Source organism: Hathewaya limosa, from assembly GCF_030815255.1.
Taxonomy (GTDB): Bacteria; Bacillota; Clostridia; order Clostridiales; family Clostridiaceae; genus Hathewaya; species Hathewaya limosa.
The window spans coordinates 1-25048 of record NZ_JAUSWN010000026.1; the positions used below are offsets into that span (position 1 = coordinate 1).

The following is a 25048-nucleotide window of genomic DNA, read 5'->3' on the forward strand; positions in this document are numbered from 1 at the left end:
TTTTAAATTTATATATATAATTATTCCAAGCTAACGCTTAAATTCGTAATTTTGCGATTGAGATAGTTAATCTTTCATAATTAATTAACAGAACCATTAAATTTGTAGTTAGCTTCAGAGATTGTCTAGTGTTACCTATAAATATACACATTTACATATACATATTCAAAAAGCTATGAACACTTAATTCATAGCTTTTTTTACTTAACGTTATATATTTTAGACTATATTTTAATATAATATCTAAATTATATAAATATTAATACTAATTTGATATAATCTTTTTTAGCACTACTTTAAAATAGCAAATTCCCGCTATAGCTGCTGCAATATGACTTATTAAAACAGCAGTCCAAATTCCATTCAATTCTAACTTACTTATACATAATATTTTTGCCAATGGCATACGGACAATAATATAGTAAAAAATCATTAAAAACATAGCTGACTTTGGTTTTCCAAAACCATTTACTGCACCAAGAACGCAATTAGTAATTATATTACAAATATATCCACAAGAAATAATTAAAAAATAACCTTTAACTAAATCCTTTGCCTTCTCACTCCCACCAAATATTCCTGCTAAATTTTTAGAAAAGAACACTACTATAATTGTTAACACTATTAAAAATCCGCTCCCTAATAGTATCCCAGATTTAAGATATTCTTTTGCTTTTTTTATATTTTTAGCACCAACGCATTGACCAATGCACATGGTAAGTGTCATATTAAGTGCCATAGCGGGATAAAATAAAATCGTTTCTAATTTTCCTGAAATACCAAAGGCCACTATAGGTAACACTCCAAATCCACTAACTAAATAAGTAATAAAACTTGTACTTATTGCTGGAACACTTTGTTGAATAATAGATGGATTTGCTTTTAAAACAAGTTCTTTTAAAGTATTGTTATTAAACACCTTAAAGTCAATTACAATTAACTTTTTCTTAATAATATAAGCAATCATAATGAGCATCATTATTGCCTGAGAAAATAGAGTTGCAATTGCTGCTCCTTTAAGTCCCATTTTATTAATAAAAATAGGATCAAAAATTACATTAAGTATAGTACATATAATAATTGATAACATTTGCATAGTTGTATTACCAAAGCTGCGTAATACAGCAGTAAAATATAAATACATAAATACAAAAACATATCCCATCATATAGATCATAAGATACTCTTTTGCCATAGAATATATTTCGTTTGGTGTATTTAATATATTTAAAATAGTATGTACACCAAGTTCACAAATAATAGTTAAACCTAAACTAAAAATAATAGCTACTATAAACGAAGTAGTAATTACTTTATTTTCATTTTCTTTATCCCTTGCTCCAATATACTTTGATAACAAAATTACTACACCATTGGTAGCCCCCATTGCAATAGAATTTGTTAACAGTATAGGTGACATTGACACAGTAAGTGCCGCCATTGCTTTTTGTCCTAACAAATTTCCAACCCAAAGGCTATCAACTATATTGTAAGCCATACTAAAGATGAATGCTATAAGTACCGGAACAGTAACCCCTATAAGTTTTTTAGTTGTATTACCTATGGTAAAATCTTTTTCTAATATGTTATCCATTCAATTTCTCTTCTTTCTATATTTGTCTAATGCGGTGAATTTAATTCATTGAATCTAATTCATTCGATTTGTATTTTTTACCCTAATCTGATATTACTTTAGGATAATATCAGATTAGGGATATCTTGTCCTATATTTTATCGCCATAAATCATATTACTTTTATTGTTTTATACCTAATATTGAATATATAAATCCACAAATTTGTTTAATTTTTTCATTCATTGAAATACCTTTACATGATAAAACACCTATTTGTCCATACATAATAAAATTAGTCATAACTTCTACATTTTCAATATGCATTTCTCCATTTTCACATAGCTTTTCAAATTCTTTACACAAACTTGGGATTAAATATTTTGCAAGTTTTATAATAAGTTGTTCATGCAACATTTCATTTCCAACTTCATGGTAAAAATTATGATACTTACTATTCTCCTCTTGACTTATCATCAACTTAGCCATATCATCCATACGCTCTATTAATGTTTTTTTATCATTGCACATAACTTTTAAAAATTTTTGTCCACATTCTTCAACATACTGATCCATTGCAGTTTCAAAAAGTTCTTGTTTAGATTTAAAGTAACGATAACACAAACCTGGTACTACATTCATTTCCTTTGCTATGTCTGCCATAGAAGTTGATTCATATCCATTTTTATAAAATAATCTCATAGCTGTATCTAATATTTCTTGTTTGCGAACTTCAGGTGCTTTTGAAATTCGTGTCATATTATCACTCCTTCTTTAATCATTATAAATACAATATAATACTTGAATGAATAAAAGTCAATGAATTTTATTCATTGACTTTTATTCATCTTATTAATTTTTTATAATATAACATGTTTTATTATTTCTAAATTTTAAATTATGTTATATACCTGATATTATCAATATTTCAAATATGTGTATCAGTATTTTCTTAATACAAATAAAAAAAGTTGCTACCAACTAAATTTGTTGGTGACAACCTTTTAATAATATTACATTATATATTTTTTAATTTATCTTTATCTGTTAATTTTCTTTTTTAAAAGTGCAACACTTTCAACATGTGCTGTTTGAGGGAACATGTCTACTGGTTGAACTTCTATTGTTTCATATCCTAAACGTTGTAATATACCTAAATCTCTTGCAAGTGTTGCAGGATCACATGATACGTATACTATCTTCTGTGGTTTTGCTTCTGCTATAGAATTTAATAGTTTAATATCACAGCCTTTTCTTGGTGGATCTACTACAACTACATCTGGAATTATTCCTTGTTCTATTAACTTAGGAATTTCTGTTTCAGATTCTCCAACTAAGAATTCTACATTTTTAACACCATTTTGTTTTGCATTTTTCTTAGCATCATCTATAGCATCTTTAATTATTTCTACGCCATATACTTTTTTTGCTTTTTGTGATAAAAACAATGAAATTGTTCCTGTTCCACAATAAGCATCAAATACAACTTCATCTCCTGTTAATTCAGCATACTCTAGTGCTTTATCATAAAGTTTTTCTGTTTGCATTGGATTTACTTGGAAGAAAGATAGTGGTGAAATATTAAATTTGAACTTTCCTATATAATCAGTTATGTTAGGACTTCCCCATAATGTAATATTCTTAAACCCTAATATTACATTAGTTTTCTTAGAATTAATATTCTGCACTATACTCTTTACACCTTCTATGTTAGCTTTGATCATGTCCACAAACTTATCTGCACAAGGTAGCTCTTTTCCATTAGTAACGACAACCACCATAATCTCACCAGTTTTGAAACCTTTTCTAACCATTATGTGTCTTACTATGCCTTCACCTGTTTCTTCATTGTAAGGAGCTATATTGCATTTTTTCATCCATTTTCTTGTTAACTTAACAACTTCATCTGCAACTTCATCTTGTATGTAGCATACATTCATATCAATAATATTATGGCTTCTTTGAGCATAAAAACCTATTGATACTGGATTGTTTGGATTTTTACTTACACCTACTGGTAATTGTACCTTATTTCTATATGCATAAGGATACTCCATTCCTATAGTGTGATGCATTATTACATTATTTATTCTTCCTATGTGAGTTAAAGAATCAATTACTCTATTTCTCTTATATTCTAATTGTTCTCCATAAGCTATATGTTGTAAATTACAGCCCCCACATCTTTCATAAATTGCGCACTTAGGAAATTTTCTTGAAGGTGAAGCTTTTAAAATATCCATTACTTTTGCAAAAGCAAACTTCTTTTCTACTCTTAAAACTTTTGCCATAACCTTTTCACCTGTTATAGCTCCGGGAATAAATATGGTGAAATTTCCTAACTTAGCTACGCCCTCTCCTTGAAATCCCATATTTATTATCTCTAATTCATACTCTTTATTCTTTACTACTGGTACTTTTGTATCCTTCATTGGAAAATTCCTTTCTCTTTTATAATCATGTATTCAATTATACCAATTTCTATATAGTAATTTCAATATATTTTACAATAACTCTATGTTAAAATCTGTAATTAAGTCTTATTAATTTCTTTTTTGATATTTATATGTATAAAATTAAAGTAAAGTAAAAAACTTCACTACATTTCCAGTAGCGAAGCCTTTATTTTATCTATTAGATATTATTTATCTCGCTTTTCTTTTATAAAAGTTTGACAATAGGTTTCCTTACTATTAGTAGATTCATTTCCTTTTATAACAAGTCCTGGTGCTGTACATAGATTTTTAATATTATAAACACAATTGTCTACATCACAATGCACATTGGGGGTCATTTCTATTTCGTCTGTATTAAAGACTTGTTTTATTGTTCCTCCCACATTTAAATTTCCCATAGAGGCTAATGAATTGTAAATACTACCTTCTTTAAAAGTTTCACATTTAGTTTGTTCTGCTGTTTTAGCCTTTTTTCCTTTTATAGAAATTGTATTTGCAGAACAAAGCCCAGCTTGATTATTAACACAATTAGTTGCACTACAATTTAAATCTACTCTCACTATATTCACATCCTTTTGCCCTTTTTTATAGTATTAGTAGATTTGTAATTTAATATACAAAAAAAGCACCCGAGGGTGCAAAATAATAGAATAATAATCAGTTGCCAAAAAAATTAGTTATGTTGTTTTTGTATATTATATATTATATTCGATACAACTGTTCATATGTTGCCTTTTAGTAAATTTTTCGTTAATTTTTTGTTAATTTTATCTTTTTGGCATTATTTATTTTAATTCATAGTTGACTTTCCTGAATATACTAGTCCACGAGAAGCTTCCATATTTATAAATGATCCTGTTTTAAGAATTTCAGTAGCACCCTCTGCCTCATATACAATAGGAGTTTTCTTAGATTCACATAAAGATAATATAGACATCTCTACATCACCTTCTACGATTATTCCTGATACTTTAGATATTATATCTTCGTATCTTGAATCTATTTCTTTAATAACCAATATATCTCCATCGTCTAATATATCTAAAGCCTCTGAATGGCTACATGCAACTTTAACTGTTCCAGATGCATTTAATTCACCTTTACCATTTCCTTTAACTAATACATCTCCAATTATATGAACTTTTAACATATTTGTACTACCAACATAGTTTACAGGTATACCAGCTGCTATAACTACTAAATCTCCTTTTTGTACAAATCCTTGCTCTAAACATTCTTGTGCTGACTTTTCAATAAGTTCATCTGTTGTATCAACTTGATCTGTACATATAGTATATATACCCCAGCTTAGCGCTAACTTTCTTGCTACTTTTTCATAAGGTGTTACTGCAATAATTGGACTTTCAGGTCTATACTTCGAAACACTTTTAGCTGAATGCCCACTTTGAGTTGCTGTTATTATAGCTCTTGCATGTAATTCCTTTGCTGTAGCACAAGTTGCAAAACTTATTGCATCTGGTACTGTTATTTGTTTGTTTCCATTTGGTACTTTACCTAAATTCTCATATTTTAATGCTGCTTCTGATCTTTCTGCTATTCTTGCCATAGTCTTAACTGCTTCTACTGGATATTTACCATTTGCAGTTTCTCCACTTAGCATAATGGCATCTGTTCCATCAAAAATAGCATTGGCAACATCTGATGCTTCCGCTCTTGTAGGTCTTGGATTTCTCATCATTGAATCTAACATTTGAGTTGCTGTAATAACTGGTTTACCAACTGTATTACATTTTTCTATAATCATTTTTTGTACTATAGGAACTTCTTCTGCTGGGATTTCTACACCTAGGTCGCCTCTCGCTACCATTATTCCATCAGAATATTTTATAATCTTATCTATATTATCAACACCTTCTCTATTTTCGATTTTAGAGAAAATTAATATATTTTTTCCACCAAACTTATTTAGAGTGTTTCTTATATTTAAAACATCTTCCCCTGTCCTAATAAAAGATGCAGCTACCGCATCAATCTCTTGTTCAACACCAAATCTTAAATCTTCTATGTCTTTTTGTGTAAGAGAAGGTAGTTTTATAGATACATTAGGAACATTAATACCTTTATGATTACTTACAACTCCACTATTTATAACAATACAATGTATTTCATTTTCTAAAATTTCTTCTACTTTTAATCCTACTAAACCATCATCAATTAATATAGAATCTCCTGGCTTAACATCTTGATATAAGTTATCATACGTTACTGAACACCTATTTTCGTTACCTAAAACTTCTTCTCCACAAATAATAGTAAACTTAGTTCCTTCTTTTAATTCAACTTTATCTTTATTAAAATCTCCGGTTCTTATTTCTGGTCCTTTAGTGTCTAAAACTATGGCAATATGTTTATTTAACTCTTCTCTTATTTCTTTTACTGTATCCATGTTTTCTTTATGAGTTTCATGAGTACCATGTGAAAAATTATGTCTTGATGCATTCATTCCAGATTCTATTAATTTTTTAATAGTTTCTTTATCTTTACTAGCAGGTCCTATAGTACAAATAATCTTAGTTTTCTTCATAAATAACACTCCTTAAGTTAATAAAATTAATAAGATAATACATGAGATAAATTATATAGTTGATCATTAAAATCACGTTTCATAGAAAGTGCTTCATCTATATCCATATCATCAATTTTTCCATTCATTAATCCAACTACTCTACTAGATTTTCCTTCTATCAATAATTCTACTGCTTTAGCGCCCATAGTTGATGCTATTAACCTATCAAATGCTGAAGGACTACCACCTCTTTGAATATGACCAAGCACTGTTGCTCTTGTTTCCATTCCAGTAATCTCTTCTACTTCTTTGGCTAATTTTTCTGCTCCACCAACACCTTCTGCTAAAATAATTAAATTTTGCATTTTTCCATGAACCTTACCTTCTAAAATAACTTTGCAAAGTTCATTTAAATCATATCCTTTCTCAGGCATAATGACTTTTTCCGCTCCACCACCAATTCCAGTGTAAAGAGCTAAATCTCCACAATCTCTTCCCATAACCTCAACAATACTAACTCTTTGATGAGATGATGAAGTATCTCTGATTTTATTTATAGCATCTAATACTGTGTTTTGGGCAGTATCAAATCCTATAGTATACTGTGTATAAGCAAGGTCATTATCTATAGTTCCTGGAAGTCCAATAGTTGATACTCCTAATTTAGATAATAATTGAGCTCCCCTTAATGAACCATCTCCACCTATTACAACCAGACCATCTATTCCAAATACCTCTAAAACCTTAGCGGCCTTCTTCCTGCCTTCTTCAGTTTTAAATTCTTCACTTCTTGCTGTTTTTAATATAGTTCCTCCTTTATGGATAATATCCGATACACTATGTCTAGTCATTTCTGATATTTCTCCATTAATAAGTCCACTGTATCCTCTATTTATTCCCATAACTCTTATTCCATTAGCTATACCACTTCTTACTACTGCTCTAATAGCAGCATTCATTCCAGGAGCATCTCCACCACTTGTTAAAATACCTATTGTCTTCATTCTTGTTCCCCCTTACTTTTTGCATCTCTCTCTTAAATTACCTTAGAATCTTAACATTTTCTTCTCCAAATTTTTCTCTCAGATAAGTTAATACCTCTATTTCACCATCTACCCAAAGATTTCTATCTATTAAATATTTTTTTCTATCTGAATTGGTACATATATAAATTGGAGTATTACCTACATATTCAGTAAGTTGGCTTTTAAATTCTTCAACTGTCTTTTTCATTTCTTTATTATCTTCTACTAATACATATATTTTGTCTTTATTTATTTTATAAAGTGGTTCAACACTTTCGCATAAAATCTTAGTTTCTTCATCTTCTCTTATACTAATTCTTCCCTTTATTACAACTAAATTATCCTCTTCTATTAACTCATTACATTTATTTAAAGTTTTAGGAAATACGATACATTCTATACTACTTTCCATATCCTCAACCTTTATAAAGGCCATAAAGTCATTTTTCTTTGTAACTTTTCTATTTACGGCAGATATTATTCCACCTATTACTACCTTATCTTGATCATAAAATTTTAATTTTTCACTTATATTTTCTAAATCTTCTTCTAAGTTTTCATTATCATGTATAATTTCTGATATTTTAGTAGTAGTTAAAGTTTTTAAGCTTTCCTCATATTCTTCTAGCGGATGACCTGATATGTATATTCCTGTCATCTCTTTTTCCATAGAAAGAATATGTTTTTTATCAAATTCCTTAATATTAGGATACTCAATTTTAAAATTATTATAAGTATCAGGAACAGTTTGAAATAAGCTTATTTGCCCATCTATATTTCTCTTTTTCTCATTAGATATACCATCTAAAATTCTTTCATATACAGATAAAAGTTGTGAACGAAATATATTAAATTCATCAAAAGCACCGGATTTTATTAAACTTTCTACTGCTCTTTTATTAACTTGGGTAGGATTTGACTTTGTAGCGAAATCCATAAAGTCTAAAAATTCTCCTTTTGATTTTCTATCTTCTACTATGCTTTCAACTACACTTACGCCTACATTTTTAACCGCCGCTAATCCAAATCTTATACAATTATGTTCAACAGTAAACTTAGGGAAACTTTTATTTATACTAGGTTTTAAAATTTCTATTCCTGCTTTTTCAGCAAACCTTGTATAAAATGCTACTTTATCATTATTTCCCATAACAGAGTTCAACATTGCTGCAATAAACGCAGTTGGATAATATCTCATTAAATATGCTGTTTGATAAGCTACTACTGCATAAGCTGCAGCATGTGCTTTATTAAATGCATAAGATGCAAAATCCATCATAGAATCATAAATTTTATTAGCGGCTTCTTCACCTATATTATTTCTAATACATCCTGGTACAATTGTTTTTCCATTATCATCAACTATACCATATATAAAATTCTTTCTTTCCTCTTCCATTACCTTATGTTTTTTCTTAGACATGGCACGTCTAACTAAGTCACTTCTTCCCATGGAATATCCTGCAAGATCTCTAACTATTTGCATAACTTGTTCTTGATAAACCATGCATCCATAGGTAACATTTAAAATATGTTCAAGTTCTTCAGTTTCATATTGAACATTTAAAGGATTTTTCTTATTTTCTAGATATCTAGGAATTTCCGACATAGGACCCGGTCTATACAAACTTATCCCGGCTATGATATCTTCTAAACTGTCAGGCTTTAATTCCTTCATAAAGTTAGTCATTCCTGGTGATTCTAATTGGAATACTCCTGCTGTTTTACCTTCGCCTAACATTTCATAAACATTCTTATCATCATAATCTATTTTATCAATATCAATATTAATATTTTTAGTTTCCCTGACTATATCTATTGCATCTCTTATTACAGTAAGAGTTCTAAGACCTAAAAAGTCCATTTTTAAAAGTCCCAATTCTTCTAACGTTACCATATCAAATTGTGCAACTATACTCTCTTCGTTTTTCAAAAGCGGAACATACTTAACCAATGGTTGAGATGCTATAACTACACCTGCTGCATGAGTGGAAGTATGTCTTGGGAGTCCTTCTAAGGATTTTGCTATATCTATAAGCTCTGCAACCCTATCTTCATCCTCATAAACTTTCTTAAATTCTGGATTTATTTCAAGTGCTTTATTAATCGTTATATTAAGCACCGTAGGAATCATTTTGGCAATTCTATCAACTTCACTATATGAGTAATTCATAGCTCTTCCTACATCCCTAATACATGCTCTAGCCGCCATAGTTCCAAAGGTTACAATTTGTGATACATTATCCTTACCATACTTACTTACCACGTAATCTATAACATCTTGTCGCCTTTCATAACAAAAATCCGAATCAATATCTGGCATGCTAACTCTTTCTGGATTTAAGAATCTTTCAAAAACTAGATTATACTTAATAGGATCAATTTTTGTAATTCCTAATGTATATGCAACTATAGATCCAGCTCCTGAACCTCTACCTGGCCCAGTCATAATACCATTGTCTCTTGCATATTTAATGAAATCCCATACTATTAAAAAATAATCTACATATCCCATAGTACTTATAACATTAAGTTCATATTCAAGTCTTTCAATTAAATCATTTGAAACTTCACTATATCTTTCTTTTAGTCCCTTATAACAAAGATCTTTTAAATATTCATAAGGATCCGTTCCTTCTGGTAAAGGAAATTTAGGAAGTTTGGATTTATGAAATTCATAATCAAAATTACATTGTTCTGCTATTTTAACCGTGTTCTCAAGAGCTTCTGGAACATATGAAAATATCTTTTTCATTTCTTCTGGAGACTTTAGATAAAATTCCTTTGATGGATACCGCATTCTATTTTCATCATCTATATTTTTTCCTGTTTGAATGCAAAGTAAAATATCATGTGCTTTCCAATCCTCTTTTTTTATATAATGAACATCGTTACTACATATTAATGGAATATCTAATTCTTTTGATAAATCAATTACTTTTTGATTTACTTTTAATTGTTCTTCTACTCCATGGTCTTGAAGTTCTAAATAGAAACCATCCTTAAAAATTTCTTTATAAAAAATAGCTGTTTGTTTAGCTTTTTCAAGGTTATCTCTAAGTAAATATTTTTGTATTTCACCACCAAGACATGCACTGGTAGCTATTAACCCTTCACTATGTTCCTTTAAATAATTATGATCCACTCTAGGTTTATAATAAAATCCTTCTATAGATGCCGTACTAACTATTTTCATTAAATTTTCATAACCTTTTTCATTCTTAACTAGAAGGACTAAATGATAGGTTTCATTATCTCTATCAGGATTTTTTATATGCATGGATTTAGGTGATACATATATTTCACACCCTATAATAGGTTTAATGCCAGCCTTTTTGGCTTCTTTATAAAAGTTTACACATCCAAACATAGCACCATGATCTGTAATAGCCAAAGCCTTCATCCCTAGTTCTTTAGCCCTTTGAATCATAGGGGCTATCTTTCCTGAACCATCTAAAAGACTATACTCTGTATGATTATGTAAATGCACAAAATCCCCAAGATTCTCATTTATGTTATCCATATATTCCCCTCCTTCCAAAATTGTTCAAATATTATTAAAAGTTTTTTCTTATATTAATGCTAAAATCAAATTATATTAAAAATATTGGTTATATGTAATATTTTATATTTAATTCTCTACATATATTATTATACATAAATTTATAAAAGATTGCATTTTTATATATTTATCCTTTCTTTATTTAAAAATATTACATTTAAATCATTTGAGTATATTATTTTTCAATATTAAAAACTATTGCCTTATAAAAACAATAATAATCACTAACCTTATATACTTTTTTTGAAAAAATGCTCATTTTTATGTTGAATTTTTCTTTAAAGTATATACCTTTAGATATAATAGTTTTTTTATTTAAATCTAAAAAAATTTTTTATAATTTTAAAAAAATTTCTCAAAAAAGACTTGCTAATGGATAATTGTTGTTATATAATATTAATTGTCAAGAAGTCAATAACACTTATGATAAATACAAAGAAATTAATATAAAATAAATTTAATTATGGGAGGTTTTTTAATATGAAAAAATTCGTTTGTACTGTATGTGGTTATATTTTTGAAGGGGAACAAGCTCCAGAGGTCTGTCCTGTTTGTAAGGCACAAAGCGATAAATTTGTAGAACAAAATCAAGAAGACATGTCTTGGGCTGATGAACACCAAGTAGGAATCGCTAAAGATATGGATCCAGAAGTTGTTGAAGCATTAAGAGCTAATTTTAACGGTGAATGTTCAGAAGTTGGAATGTACTTAGCAATGAGTCGTCAGGCTGACAGAGAAGGATTCCCAGAAGTTGCTGAAGCTTATAAAAGAATAGCTTGGGAAGAGGCTGAACATGCTGCTAAGTTCGCTGAATTATTAGGCGAAGTTGTAACTAATGATACTAAGAAAAATCTTCAAATGAGAGTAGATGCTGAACATGGTGCTTGTCAAGGTAAAAAAGATTTAGCTACACTTGCTAAAAAATTAAACTATGACGCTGTTCATGATACTGTTCATGAAATGTGTAAAGATGAAGCAAGACACGGTTCTGCTTTTAAAGGTTTACTAAATAGATATTTCAAATAATATTTGTAATTAATAATACCCAAATCAGTAATACCCATATTGATAATACCCAAAAAGATTAATTACCTTGAACTCCAAACTAATTTGTGTTTAGTTTGGAGTTTTTTTATTATTTAATATTTTGAAAATAACTTAAAATAGTCCTTTCTATTTATATGATTCTTCTGTAGAATATATATAAGAATATATATTAATTTATAAGCAAATACTAAATTAAGTCGGTTATATTGGTCTATTGAAGGGAGGAAAATTAAATGAAAAACAAAGCAACAAAGGGGCTTATTTTTCTAGCTGCCTCAGCTGGATATATTATTTTAAGTAAATATTGTTCAATTAAAAGCAAAAAAAATTCTAATAAAATTTCTTGCCATGATTCTTCTTGTGACACTTTTAAACAATTACCTACTTCTGAAGAATCTATCTAATTTAGATTATACAATTTATAAATAAAATTTCTAGGATAAGCTTTAGCTTATCCTTTTATATTGAACATAATAATTAATGAAATAAAACTTATTAAGTGCTAAAATATTATTTGTATAAATTTTCTTTGTTTTATAAATTTTACTTTTAAATTATAGGTGATATATATGAAAAAACTTTTAGAAATGTTTTGGACTTTTTTCAAAATAGGTGCCTTCACTTTAGGTGGTGGTTATGCCATGGTACCTTTAATAGAAAAGGAAGTTGTAGAAAAGAAAAATTGGATTGGAAAAGAAGAATTTTTAGATATGTTAACCCTTGCTCAATCATCTCCTGGCCCTATTGCTGTAAACGTAGCAGTTTTTATAGGCTATAAGGTAAAAAAATCTAAAGGTTGTATCTGTACGGTTTTAGGTTCCATTCTTCCATCCTTTTTAATTATACTTGCAATTGCCTCTATATTTACTAATTTTCAAGACAATATATACGTGCAAAAAGCTTTTTTAGCCATTAGACCTGCTATCGTATCATTAATAGCTGTTCCTGTAGTAAACATGACTAAAAATTCTAAAACCCCCAAAATGTATGTACCTATTGTATTATTTGTTATGTTACTGGTATCTATATTACATATAACCCCAATAATTATTATAATCATAGCTGCCATTATAGGAATTATATTTTTTAGAAATAAGGAGGCAAAAAATAAATGATTTTACTAAAAATTTTCCTTACTTTTTTTAAAATAGGACTTTTTAGTTTTGGCGGTGGATATGCAATGCTTCCCTTAATTCAACAAGAAGTAGTTAACATAAACAATTGGCTTTCTTCTAAAGAATTTATCGATGTAGTTGCAGTATCACAGGTAACTCCAGGTCCTATTGCAATTAATTCCGCAACTTATGTAGGTTATAAAACAAGTGGCATTTTAGGTTCTATTTTTGCAACCATAGGTGTGAGCCTTCCCTCCATTATTATTATGCTTCTTATTTGCAAATTCTTTTTTTATTTTAAGAATAATCAACATGTAGAAAATGCGTTTAAAATTTTAAGACCTGCTACTATTGGCTTAATAGGGGCTGCCGCTATTTTAGTTGCTAAAGATGCTTTTATAGATTACAAAAGTATTCTTATTTTTGCTATAGCATTTATAGCTTCCTTTAAATTTAAATTAGATCCAATATTATTGACTATAATATCTGCAATTATAGGAATTGTTTTATATTAATCCATAAGTTCTTATAAAAAATAAAAGTTATGTTATAACCCTATTAAACGGATTAAAACATAACTTTTTATTTACATATCTTTATGTAATTCGCTTGCTATTTTTTCAATTCTTCTTAATCTATGATTTACTCCAGACTTTCCTACTGGTGGATCTAACATCATTCCTAATTCCTTTAATGATTCATCTGGATATTTAAGTCTAAGTTCCGCAACTTCTCTTAAGTTTTCTGGTAATCTTTGAAGCCCTAACTGACTTTGTATCAATTTTATGCTTTCAATTTGTCTTACAGCAGCATTTACAGTTTTACTTAAATTAGCTGTTTCACAGTTAACCAATCTATTTACATTATTTCTCATTTCCTTCATTATTCTAACATTTTCTAAATAAAGAAGATTACTGTGAGCTCCAATTATATTAAGAACATCTACTATTTGCTCGCCCTCTTTTATATATATTACAAAGCTACTTTTTCTTTGAATAACTTTGGAATTTAATCCATAAGAATTTACAACCTTACTCAATTCTTTTGCATAATCTTCATTATGCGTAACAAATTCCAAATGATATGTTTTTTCTGGATTACTAATACTTCCTCCTCCTAGAAATGCACCTCTTATATATGCTTTTCTAGTCAAGTCTGTATCTATTAATTCCTCTGGTATAGAATAATTTAAAGATAAAATATCTTCCTTATTATCTAAAACCTTTATATCTACCAAGAAATTTGTAAGTCCCATTTCCTCTGTAATCATTACCATATATACATTATTCTTTTTTAATGAATTACTACGTCTTACTAAAAGCCTAGTATGAATATCAAAATATTGTTTTAAAACCTTAAATGTAAGTCTTGCTATTGCAGGATTCTCTGTAGTTACTTTAAAACTAAGCTTTCTATTTGCACCTATTGATATAGATCCACTAACTTTCATTATTGCTGATAATAACGCCCTTGCTTCTTCTTTTGACATATTAGTATTTCTACAAACTTCACTTTTAACTTTTGATGAAAACGACATATCTAAACTCCTAATCTAAACTATGATTTTTTTCTTAAACGTCCTAAAAGATAAAAATACTGTGACATTTTTCCTTTATCATAATTAAACTTATCTTCCATAATTGTTTGCATGATTATTTTACATATATTAGTTGTATCATGCCTTATATATCCATCTTTTATTTTAATAAGATTATCTTCTATAACCTTTATATTCATTTTTTCTACTTCTTCTCTATCTACCTTAACTAATGTAGCTTCTTGTTTTTTATATTTTTCTTCTAATTCTTTTTCTATACTTCCATTATTTACTATAGTGTAATCAATTATTCCCTTTCCAGCATGTTTATATATAGCTTTTATGTGATCTTTTACAGTATAATTTTCTGTTTCTCCATTCTGTGTCATTATATTAGATATATATATCTTGCTAGCAGTACTCTTATGTACCTCATCTTTTATTTCTTTTATAAGTAGGTTTGGTATTATACTTGTATATAAACTCCCTGGCCCTAAAATTATAGCATCAGCTTCCTTTATTGCAAGTACCGCTTCTCTTAAAGCTCTTGCATTTTTAGGTTCTATAAATACTTTCTCAATACATGTATTTTGTTTTATAGCTTCCTCTGGAATATTAGATTCTCCTTCTACAATATTTCCATTTTTAAGCTTTGCTTTTAAACGTACATTTTTTAACGTTACGGGTAAAACCTGTCCTGTAACTGCTAAAACAGAACTAACTTTTTGCACTGCTTCCATAAAATTATCAGATATACCATCCATAGCCGCTAAAAATAAGTTTCCAAAACTTTGCCCTTTCAATCTACCATCTGTAAATCTATATTGAAGTAATTCTTCCATTACTGGCTCAGTATGTGCTAATGCTAAAATGCAATTTCGTATATCCCCTGGAGGAAGCATCCCAAGGTCATCTCTAAGAACACCTGACCCACCTCCATCATCAGCAACAGTTACTATTGCAGTAATATTGGATGTAAATTTTTTCATACCTCTTAATAAATTAGATAATCCTGTACCTCCGCCTATTACAACAACCTTAGGTCCTTTTACTAAAATTCTTTTTTCATAAATCATGTCTTTAATTTCTTTTGTATCCAAATTAGGATTATTAAATTCTTTATTTATAAATTTAAATAGAGCTTTAATCCCATTCTTAACAGAAATAAATACAGAGAATATACCAAATGATATAATCCCTGTACATAAATATATTTCATGAAGATTATCTAACCCAGATATAATTGCATTCAAGATTCCTATAACTATTATAAGTATACTTAAAATCCCTAAAACAATCCATCGTTTAAATCCCTTAGATTCGTTTAACCAGAACTTTAAATTCATAACTTTAAAACTCCCTTATTTACATCTTCATTTATATCTCTATGATCTATATTTGTATTAAATCCTTTTTCATCTAATATCGCATAAACCTTATTAGCTATGGCTACTGATCTATGCCTTCCTCCAGTACACCCTATTGATATAATAAGTTGTCTTTTACCCTCTTTTTTATAATTAGGTATTAGAAATTCTAACATATCAACTAACTTAGTTATAAACTTATTAGTATCTTCAAAAGATAATACATAATCCCTAACAGGAACATCATTTCCTGAATAAGGTTTTAGGTCTTTTATATAAAAAGGATTTGGTAAAAATCTAACATCAAATACTAAATCCGAATCTACTGGAATTCCATATTTAAACCCAAAGGATAAAACAGTTACCATAACTTCTGTTTCTAATTGTCCTTCTTCGCCAAATATATCTGTAATTTTCTGTCTTAGCCCTCTTGATGATAATTTTGTAGTATTTATTATGTTATTTGCTTTATCTCTAACCTTACTTAACCTTTGTCTTTCGCTAGTAATACCTTTTAATATTCTACCATCAGGTGCCAAGGGATGCTTTCTTCTAGATTCTTTGTATCTTTTAACTAAGACATCATCATTAGCCTCTAAAAATAACACTTCATAGTTATAATTTTCTTTACTTAAGTAATTAAAACTTTCATAAATATCATCAAAGAATTCTCCTCCTCTGATATCTATAGCTAATGCTATTTTTTGAACTTTCGCAGATCCCTTACCACATGCCTCAGCAAATTTTGGTATTAACGTAGGAGGTAAATTATCCACACAAAAATATCCCAAATCTTCCAAAGCCCTCATAGCTTGAGTTTTACCTGCTCCAGATAACCCACTAACAATTACAATTTTCATATTTACCCCTCCTAACAAATTTAAATTAAATAATTGAATTTCTTTAATAAATCATTCTAAACCATTTAATTATTATATTATTTATAATTATATCATAGGAATTTAAGTTTAAAAAGTTTTTCATTGCTTAATATAAAAGCACTCTTACTTATAGTAGAGTGCCTGATTTTACTTAATTATTTTTTTAATTCTTTACCTATAATTCTTACTTCTGTTTCTAATTTAACATTATACATTTTATATACTGTATCTTGTACATGTTTAATTAAATTTAATACTTCATCAGCCGTAGCATTACCATTATTCACAATAAAACCTGAATGTTTTTCTGATACCTGAGCTTCTCCAATCTTATATCCTTTAAGCCCAGAATCTTGAATTAACTTTCCAGCAAAATAACCTTCTGGCCTTTTAAATGTACTTCCTGCTGAGGCTTTATCTAAAGGTTGTTTTTCTATTCTTCTTTTAGTTAAATCATGAACTGTTTGTTTAATTTCTTCTTTATCTCCCTCTGTTAGTTCAAAGGTAGCTTCTAAAACTATATAACCTTTTTTTAAAATTATACTATTTCTATAGGAGAATTGCATTTCTTCTAAAGATAATTCCTTTATTTCTAAATTATCATCTATAATTTTTGCACATTTAAGTACATTACTAATTTCTCCACCATAAGCACCTGCATTCATGGCAACTCCACCACCAATGCTGCCTGGAATACCTGATGCGAATTCTAATCCTGATAATCCATTTCTAGATGCTAATAAGGCAACATCTATTAAAGATGCACCACCTTGAACCACTAAAGTTGTTTTATTTAAGTTTACATCTTTTAGTTTGCTTAATTTAATGATTACTCCCTGTACTCCACCATCTCTAACTATTATATTTGATCCTTTACCTAATATATAATATGCCACATCATATTTCTTACAAAGTTTTAATGTATCTCTTACCTCTTCATAACTTTCAGGAGTTATAAAAATCTCTGCATTACCACCTAATCTAAAAGTTGTATGTTCTTTCATAGGTACTTCAAATTTAATGTTTTCTTGGCTTAATACTTTATGAAGTTCATTTAAGAATTCATTTCTTTGATACATCTTTTACTCCTTAAAATTAATATTATTTTATATTAAATCTTACTTTTATAAGTATAAGTGCATTATGATTATTAATCAATAGTTACATCTTTTAATTTTTTCTTCTCTTTTAAATATTTTATAATCTTACATTCATCAGTGTTAATTATAAGTTCTTCTGGCATATCAATTGCTTCTAAAATAGGTCTTACTTTATCAAATTCTCCTATTGTACAACATATGTGTGAATCAGTTCCACAAACAACCTTTACTCCGTATATTTTACAAAGCAAAGCAATTTTTATACAATTAGGTGCACTACCCTCTCTTGAAACTCCTAAAGAACTATTATTTAGTTCTATTAATACGTTATTTTCTTTAGCCTTTTTAACAAATAATTCTTCATTTATTGGAAAAGCAGGATTACCCGGATGACCAATAATATCAACATAAGGATTTTCCATTACTTTTATTAAAGTATTGGTATTTTCATCTCTTGTTCCTGGTTTTATACAACTTTCATGAAAACTAGCGATTATTAAATCCATTCTTTCTAATGCCCATTGTGGTAAATCTAAATTTCCATTATGATCAACTATATTTGCTTCGCAACCTTTTAAGATAGTAACTCCCTCTACTATTCTAGGAACTAATCTCATATTACTAAAATAACTAGCCTTTGGTGCTCCTGACATTTGAGGGCCATGATCTGTAGCTCCTAATACCCTTAGACCTTTTCTAGAAGCTTCCTTAATATTTTCCATTAAAGTACTGTATGCATGACCACTAACAATAGTATGTGTATGTGTATCAACTACAAACTTTTTCATGTGCTTTCCTCCAAAACTATATATATATTTCATCCTTAGTATTTTAGTTATTTAACATTAATAAAAAAGCGATTAAACAATTATATTAATTTAATTTGACATATAACATAAAATCTCTATATTATTATAACATTTTATTTTTTCAATGCAATTTATAAGCTAAAATTGTAATTAAATAATTACTTTTTTCCTTTAAAATATTCTATAATACTTTCGCAAGACTTTTTATTCATTCCGTTAACTTCCATTAACTCATTAAAAGTAGCCTCTTTTATATTATTGACACTTCCAAATTTTTTTAAAAGTGCTATTCTTCTTTTTTGTCCTATATTAGGTATATCTTCTAAAATAGAATGCAAACTCCGTCTATCTCTTAGACTCCTATGATAGGTAATTGCAAATCTATGAACTTCATCTTGTATTCTTGTTATTAAATGCATTAATTGGGAATTACTTTTTATAAATAATTCCTCATTATTATAAATCAATCCTCTTGTTCTATGATTATCATCTTTAACCATACCACATACCGGTATATTGATGTTTAATTCATCTAATACCTCCAATGCTACATTAACCTGACCTTTTCCCCCATCCATTAGAATCAAATCTGGAAATAAACAAAACTTACTTTGTTCTAAACTAATTTTTTGTAATTTAATTTTTTTAATTTCTTCTATTCCATGAGAAAACCTTCTGTACAAGATTTCTCTCATACTATCATAATCATTTGGTCCTTGTATTGTGTTTATTTTAAACCTTCTATAATCACTATTTTTAGGTTTTCCTTTTTCAAACACCACCATACTTCCAACAGAATCCATTCCCATTAAATTAGATATATCATAAGCCTCTATTCTTTCTATTTTATTTGAAAGCCCCAAAAGCTCACTAAATTCCTCCATAGCAATTCTTTCTAATTCTTTTTCTTGCATTATTTTATATTTAAAAGCTTCTAAAGTCATTTTCGCATTATTTTCTACTAACTCTAAAATTTTTCTTTTTTCTCCTATTTGAGGAATCTTTAAGGTAATTTTAGTTTCAGCTTTTAAAGATAGCCACTCTTCCATTAGTTCCTTTTCTTCTATATCAGATATATAAATGGTTTTAGGAATAAAAGCAGTTCCTCCATAAAATCTTTTTATAAAATCTAAAATAATCTGGCTTTTATTTATATCTGCTGTGTTTTCAAATGTGAAGCTTTCTCTTCCCATTATCTTTCCTTCTCTTAAAAAGAAAATTTGGACACAACTATCTTTTTCATCTTGATATAAACTAATAAAATCTTCATTGTTAAAATTATTGCTTACAATTTTTTGTTTTTCTATGATTCTATTAATAGATAATATTTTATCTCTTAATGCTGCAGCCTTTTCAAAATTAAGCTTTTCTGCTTCTTCTTCCATTTGTCTTTCAAGAGAATGAACTAATGACTTATCCCTACCATTTAATATATCTATAATTTGATTAATTATATTTGCATATTCCTTTTTACTTATAAACCCAGCACAAGGTGCTTTACATTTTCCAATATGATAATTAAGACAAGGTCTATTACTTTTTTCTTCCTCTTTTATAGATAGTTTACAAGTTCTTAAAGTAAATACTTTTTTAATTAATTCCATAACTTCATATACAGCTTTTCTATCTGGATATGGACCAAAGTATTTACCACCATCATTTACATAATTACGACTTATAAATACTCTGGGAAAATCCTCTTTTACAGTTATTTTAATAAATGGATAATATTTATCATCTTTTAATAAAATATTATATTTAGGACTATATTTTTTTATAAGATTACACTCTAAAATTAAAGCTTCCATTTCCGAATCAGTAACTATATATTCAAATTCTGCTATATTCTTAACCATATTTTTAACTTTTTCCGAATGATTTTTAGAATTTTGAAAATACTGTCTTACTCTATTTTTTAGTATTTTAGCTTTTCCTACATATATAACCTCTCCCAAGGAATTCTTCATTAAATAAACTCCGGCTTTATCTGGTAAATTTTTTAAATGATATTCAAAATCAAACATATCCTAATTCGCTCTCCTTTCCCTTTTATATGTAATTTATTTTAGAATTGCATCCAAAGGAAGGATACTCCAAGGCATTAAATTATATCCTATATATAATACTATCATCATAGTTATAACACTCTCTATAGCATTTCCTTTTTTTGATCCAACTACATAGGTCATAGGAAATTTAACCTTTTTATTATTTACTGGATAAAACAATGGAATACCCTGTTTTGTAAACATATCTCCTATTAAATGTCCCGCATAACCTATAACTATATAAAAAGTAAAGTATGGTATTTTACTTTTAACCTCCAATAAACTGCCAATAATACTAAAACAAACAAATCCTAAAAAACTATGTGAAAATCCATTTCTATGTGAATTTAAACTAATAGCTATGAATGCTGCTGCTATAGCCTTTAACCCACTATCTCTTACATATATATTGTCGAACCCTAAAATAATTATGCCAACTGTAGCATAAAAAACTCGTTTTGTTTTTTCATTTTTTATAGGTAATATATATTTATTCACTATACTCTTTGGATGGTCAATATCTGCAAGTAAAGCACTACATATTGTTATAATCATCCCTAATATATTAAATTTCCCGGGTAATTTATTACAAAAAAATACATAAGTCGCTGCGCCAATAGCTGCATGAGTTTTTCCCTGCATAATTTTCTCCTGATAAAAATTGATTTTTCTATATTTATTATATTATTTTTATACTAATCTTAGCGTTTCTTTTTTCTCTATTATAACATTAACTTACACTATCTTAACATTTACAATATGTAAAAAAAGAAAATCAAACAATATATTTTTTCTTCTATATTCTTAGAAAAACTTAAAATATTGTTTGATTTTAATTTATTTTTTTATTTAATTAGCTTTTTTACTTATTCTAATTTATCTTTGAAGGTAACTTGAAACCAACTTACTTGCTATACTAGCTGCAGCTCCTCCACCTGTGCCACCTTCTTCTACTAAAACAGCAAATGCAATCTTAGGTTGATTATATGGTGCAAAACCAGCAAACCAAGAGTGATCTTTTGAATTTTCTACATGTTGTGCAGTACCTGTTTTTCCACAAACTTGTATTCCATCTATAGCAGCCCTTCTACCAGTTCCTCTATTTACAACCTCTTTCATAGCATCTTTTAAAAATTGTGCATTTTCTTTACTTAATGGTTGAGATAATTGTTCACTTTTATAATTTTTTATAACTTTTTGTTTGTTATTATATATGTTAGTCACCATAATAGGTTTCATAAGACTTCCATCATTAGCTATGGTACTTGCAACTAATGCCATCTGTACTGGTGTAGCTAAGACTGATCCTTGCCCTAAAGCACTTTGAGCTATATTTCCTTTTTCATAGCTTTTCAGTTCTGGAAATCTACTATTTTCTATTACTAGCCCTTCAGCTGGTATATTTTTATTGAAGAAAAATTTTTCGGCTGTTTCCTTCAACTTAGAGTTCCCTAAATCTAATCCTAACTGTCCAAAAATTACATTGCTAGAATGAACAAATGCATTTTTAAAATCTGTATTTCCCAATGCTTCTCCACCATAGTTTCTTATAGAATCCTTTGAATTAAATCTTAATACTCCTGAATCATAAAAGTTTCTATTTCTTATGCTTGGCATATTTTCTAAAGCACTAGATGCCGTAACAATTTTCATAGTAGATCCTGGTGGATATAATCCTGATGTACCTCTATTTAAAAGTGGACTATTTTTATCTGTATTTATTCCCTTCCATTGTTCTTTTAAATTATTCGGATCATAAGATGGTGTAGATACTAATGCTAATATTTGTCCTGTAGCTGGATCTATTGCAACTACTGCCCCTTTTCTATCACCTAATAATTCATAAGCTTTCTTTTGTAATGAGTAATCTAATGTAGTTTCAATATCATATCCTCTTTTATTACCATTTGAATTCATAGGATTAAAAACTCCATCAATTTTTCCCATTAACTCTTTATCATAAATTTTTTGAAGTCCTGTTAATCCATATGCCTTATCCATATATCCTAATGCATGTGCAAAGGCCGATCCACCAACATAATTTAATCTTTGATTATTATTTTTTACACCCTTACTCTCAACTAATACCTTTTTATTTCTATCTAAAATACTTCCTCTTTCGGTAGTTAATCTCTCATACCATAATCTGTTATTATATGGACTGCTAGCTATTTTTTCACCTTGCATAGCATACACATACATTAAATATGATATTAGTATTATAAATAATAAAAGGAATATTGCTAAAACCTTCTTTATGTTTTGAGATATATCTTTCATAATTTATCTACCCTCTTCTGAAATTTTCTGAAGAATTCCTAAAGCAAAAAATGTTATTATCATAGAACTTCCTCCATAACTTACAAAAGGTAACGTTATACCAGTTAATGGAATTGCTCCAATAACTCCTCCAATAATAACCAAAACTTGTGCTGCCATCATTGTACTATATCCCACCGCTAATAATTTAGAAAAGTCATCTTCTGTATATAATGCAGCTCTCATACTTCTATAAAATAATAAAAAGTATATAAGAACAATACCTATACCCATTATTATTCCCATCTCTTCACATATAGCTGCAAAAATAAAATCAGATGTTACTACCGGAATTATAGTTGGTTGTCCTAATCCTAATCCAGTACCAAAAAATCCTCCTGATACTATAGCAATTAAGGATTGAACTAATTGATAGCCTTCATTAGCTGCATACTTAAAGGGGTCTTGCCATATTTGAACTCTAACCCTTACGTGTCCAAAGAGAGCATAACTTATGACTGCCCCCACAATAAATAGCCCAATACACAATACTACATATTTACCTTTTGATGTTCCTATATATAACATTGTTACTGCTATGGCAAAAAACATCAATGCAGAACCTAAATCCTTTTGAAGTACCATAAACCCTAAGCTTATCATCACAACAATGGCAGGTTCTATTAAAAGAGATATACTTTTTTTACTTGTTCTAGTACCTTTGCCTCTATGTTTACTCATATATTCCTTTATTTTTTCTTGGTAATCCTTTAATGCCGCTGCTAAATATGCAACTAAAGTAATTTTCCCAAACTCAGAAGGTTGAAACGAAAATCCAGCTATCTTTATCCAGTTCTTAGATCCCATCTCCCTCTTTGCAAAGAAAGTTCCTAATGACATTAAAATTATAGTTATTACAAGATAAAAATACTTGTATTTAGAAAATCTCTTCAAATCAGGTAATAATACTACAATAAAAATAAATACACTTATTCCTACAGTAAACCACATAATTTGTTTTATCGCTTCTACCTTATTTATTCTATAGATCATAACCATTCCTATAACAGATAATAGGTTAGCAAATATAAGTAAATATTTATCCCCGTTAGGGAAAAATTTTCTAACAATAAAATGTGAAAAACCTAATAAGAACATAAGCACAATAGCAATGCCTATTGCACCTTTATCAAAGTTGTTTTGAATAATCGCTAAATTAAAAAAACAAGCTAAAATAAACAAATAAGTAAATCTTAATAATTTTTTTTCTTGTTTATAGCTATTCATTTTTTGCCTCCTATAAACTAAGATATAACTTTTAAAATAGCACTTCCTATTTTTACTTTATCTCCTGCCTTTAATAATTCTTCTCCACTTATACGTGCTTCATTTATAAAAGTACCATTAGTACTATTTAAATCAGCTATAAAACAAGAATTATTTTTCACAGTTACTTTTGCATGATAAGAAGATGTATATTGATCACTTAAAACAAGTAAATTATCCTGTTTTCTACCTATAGTAATTTGACCTTGGATAGGTATTATTGAGCCTTGCCTTAAGTTTAAATTTCCGCCAGCATCTATTACTTCAAACCCAAAATTACATGTAGACTTTGGTTTTGTTCTTTTTTTAGGTTTCTTTATATCTCTATAAATAATAATTAGAGCTAAGAAAATTATTATATATATAATTGCAATAATCACAAACTTAAAAATCACACTAAGTCCACTAAGATTCATA

The 25048-nt window shown here is 28.4% G+C and carries 21 protein-coding genes; 4 read left to right on the plus strand and 17 right to left on the minus strand.

Annotation, left to right across the window (positions count from 1 at the left end):
- Positions 1–265: 265 nt before the first annotated feature.
- The 7 genes from QOZ93_RS12200 to QOZ93_RS12230 all read right to left on the minus strand — a co-directional run bounded on the left by QOZ93_RS12200 (position 266) and on the right by QOZ93_RS12230 (position 11103).
- On the minus strand, positions 266–1594 hold the full coding sequence (locus QOZ93_RS12200) for an MATE family efflux transporter (RefSeq protein ID WP_307356805.1): 1329 nt from the start codon (positions 1592–1594) through the stop codon (positions 266–268).
- A gap of 161 nt (positions 1595–1755) precedes the next feature.
- Positions 1756–2331, minus strand: a complete 576-nt coding sequence (locus QOZ93_RS12205) for a TetR/AcrR family transcriptional regulator (RefSeq protein WP_307356808.1) — start codon at positions 2329–2331, stop codon at positions 1756–1758.
- A gap of 281 nt (positions 2332–2612) precedes the next feature.
- Positions 2613–4004 (minus strand): 23S rRNA (uracil(1939)-C(5))-methyltransferase RlmD, encoded by a 1392-nt coding sequence (gene rlmD / locus QOZ93_RS12210; RefSeq protein WP_307356810.1) that lies wholly within the window; start codon positions 4002–4004, stop codon positions 2613–2615.
- A 209-nt stretch (positions 4005–4213) separates the two neighbouring features.
- The gene (locus QOZ93_RS12215) at positions 4214–4588 is read right to left on the minus strand and encodes a DUF1540 domain-containing protein (RefSeq protein ID WP_307356812.1); all 375 of its coding nucleotides are present in this window, start codon (positions 4586–4588) and stop codon (positions 4214–4216) included.
- 230 nt (positions 4589–4818) lie between these two features.
- Positions 4819–6573 (minus strand): pyruvate kinase, encoded by a 1755-nt coding sequence (gene pyk / locus QOZ93_RS12220; protein WP_307356814.1) that lies wholly within the window; start codon positions 6571–6573, stop codon positions 4819–4821.
- A gap of 26 nt (positions 6574–6599) precedes the next feature.
- A complete protein-coding gene (pfkA, locus tag QOZ93_RS12225; RefSeq protein WP_307356816.1) occupies positions 6600–7559 on the minus strand; it encodes a 6-phosphofructokinase in 960 nt (319 codons plus the stop codon).
- Positions 7560–7596: 37 nt separating this feature from the next.
- Positions 7597–11103 (minus strand): DNA polymerase III subunit alpha, encoded by a 3507-nt coding sequence (locus QOZ93_RS12230; RefSeq protein ID WP_307356818.1) that lies wholly within the window; start codon positions 11101–11103, stop codon positions 7597–7599.
- Between the two features lie 519 nt (positions 11104–11622).
- On the opposite strand from QOZ93_RS12230, the gene QOZ93_RS12235 reads away from it, so the two are divergent.
- The 4 genes from QOZ93_RS12235 to QOZ93_RS12250 all read left to right on the plus strand — a co-directional run bounded on the left by QOZ93_RS12235 (position 11623) and on the right by QOZ93_RS12250 (position 13819).
- Positions 11623–12168 carry an NADH peroxidase gene (locus tag QOZ93_RS12235; protein ID WP_307356820.1) on the plus strand — a complete coding sequence of 182 codons (546 nt, stop codon included), beginning with the start codon at positions 11623–11625 and terminating at the stop codon, positions 12166–12168.
- 254 nt (positions 12169–12422) lie between these two features.
- On the plus strand, positions 12423–12593 hold the full coding sequence (locus QOZ93_RS12240) for a hypothetical protein (protein WP_307356822.1): 171 nt from the start codon (positions 12423–12425) through the stop codon (positions 12591–12593).
- 165 nt (positions 12594–12758) lie between these two features.
- Complete coding sequence (locus QOZ93_RS12245) at positions 12759–13304, plus strand: chromate transporter (RefSeq protein ID WP_307356824.1); 546 nt, start codon at positions 12759–12761, stop codon at positions 13302–13304.
- The gene (locus QOZ93_RS12250) at positions 13301–13819 is read left to right on the plus strand and encodes a chromate transporter (RefSeq protein WP_307356826.1); all 519 of its coding nucleotides are present in this window, start codon (positions 13301–13303) and stop codon (positions 13817–13819) included. Before QOZ93_RS12245 ends, QOZ93_RS12250 begins: the two co-directional genes overlap by 4 nt.
- Before the next feature lie 71 nt (positions 13820–13890).
- Here the strand turns inward: QOZ93_RS12250 and whiA are convergent, their stop codons facing one another.
- From whiA to QOZ93_RS12300, 10 genes are all read right to left on the minus strand, one after another.
- A complete protein-coding gene (gene whiA / locus QOZ93_RS12255) occupies positions 13891–14841 on the minus strand; it encodes a DNA-binding protein WhiA (protein ID WP_111940636.1) in 951 nt (316 codons plus the stop codon).
- 20 nt (positions 14842–14861) lie between these two features.
- The gene (locus QOZ93_RS12260) at positions 14862–16187 is read right to left on the minus strand and encodes a gluconeogenesis factor YvcK family protein (RefSeq protein ID WP_111940634.1); all 1326 of its coding nucleotides are present in this window, start codon (positions 16185–16187) and stop codon (positions 14862–14864) included.
- Positions 16184–17068, minus strand: a complete 885-nt coding sequence (gene rapZ / locus QOZ93_RS12265; protein ID WP_111940632.1) for an RNase adapter RapZ — start codon at positions 17066–17068, stop codon at positions 16184–16186. The genes QOZ93_RS12260 and rapZ overlap by 4 nt, the downstream gene beginning before the upstream one ends.
- Positions 17069–17244: 176 nt before the next feature.
- Complete coding sequence (gene murB / locus QOZ93_RS12270) at positions 17245–18168, minus strand: UDP-N-acetylmuramate dehydrogenase (RefSeq protein ID WP_111940630.1); 924 nt, start codon at positions 18166–18168, stop codon at positions 17245–17247.
- Between the two features lie 71 nt (positions 18169–18239).
- Positions 18240–18977 (minus strand): phosphatase, encoded by a 738-nt coding sequence (locus QOZ93_RS12275; protein ID WP_111940628.1) that lies wholly within the window; start codon positions 18975–18977, stop codon positions 18240–18242.
- A gap of 179 nt (positions 18978–19156) precedes the next feature.
- A complete protein-coding gene (uvrC, locus tag QOZ93_RS12280; RefSeq protein WP_307356831.1) occupies positions 19157–21022 on the minus strand; it encodes an excinuclease ABC subunit UvrC in 1866 nt (621 codons plus the stop codon).
- 36 nt (positions 21023–21058) lie between these two features.
- Entirely contained in the window at positions 21059–21688 is a 630-nt protein-coding gene (locus tag QOZ93_RS12285) for a metal-dependent hydrolase (protein WP_307356833.1), read from the minus strand.
- 234 nt (positions 21689–21922) lie between these two features.
- On the minus strand, positions 21923–23326 hold the full coding sequence (locus QOZ93_RS12290; RefSeq protein WP_307356835.1) for a peptidoglycan D,D-transpeptidase FtsI family protein: 1404 nt from the start codon (positions 23324–23326) through the stop codon (positions 21923–21925).
- Positions 23327–23329: 3 nt separating this feature from the next.
- Positions 23330–24592, minus strand: coding sequence for an FtsW/RodA/SpoVE family cell cycle protein (locus tag QOZ93_RS12295; protein WP_307356836.1), 1263 nt, complete (start codon positions 24590–24592; stop codon positions 23330–23332).
- A 17-nt stretch (positions 24593–24609) separates the two neighbouring features.
- Positions 24610–25047 (minus strand): FHA domain-containing protein, encoded by a 438-nt coding sequence (locus QOZ93_RS12300; protein ID WP_307356838.1) that lies wholly within the window; start codon positions 25045–25047, stop codon positions 24610–24612.
- Between the last annotated feature and the right edge of the window lies 1 nt (position 25048).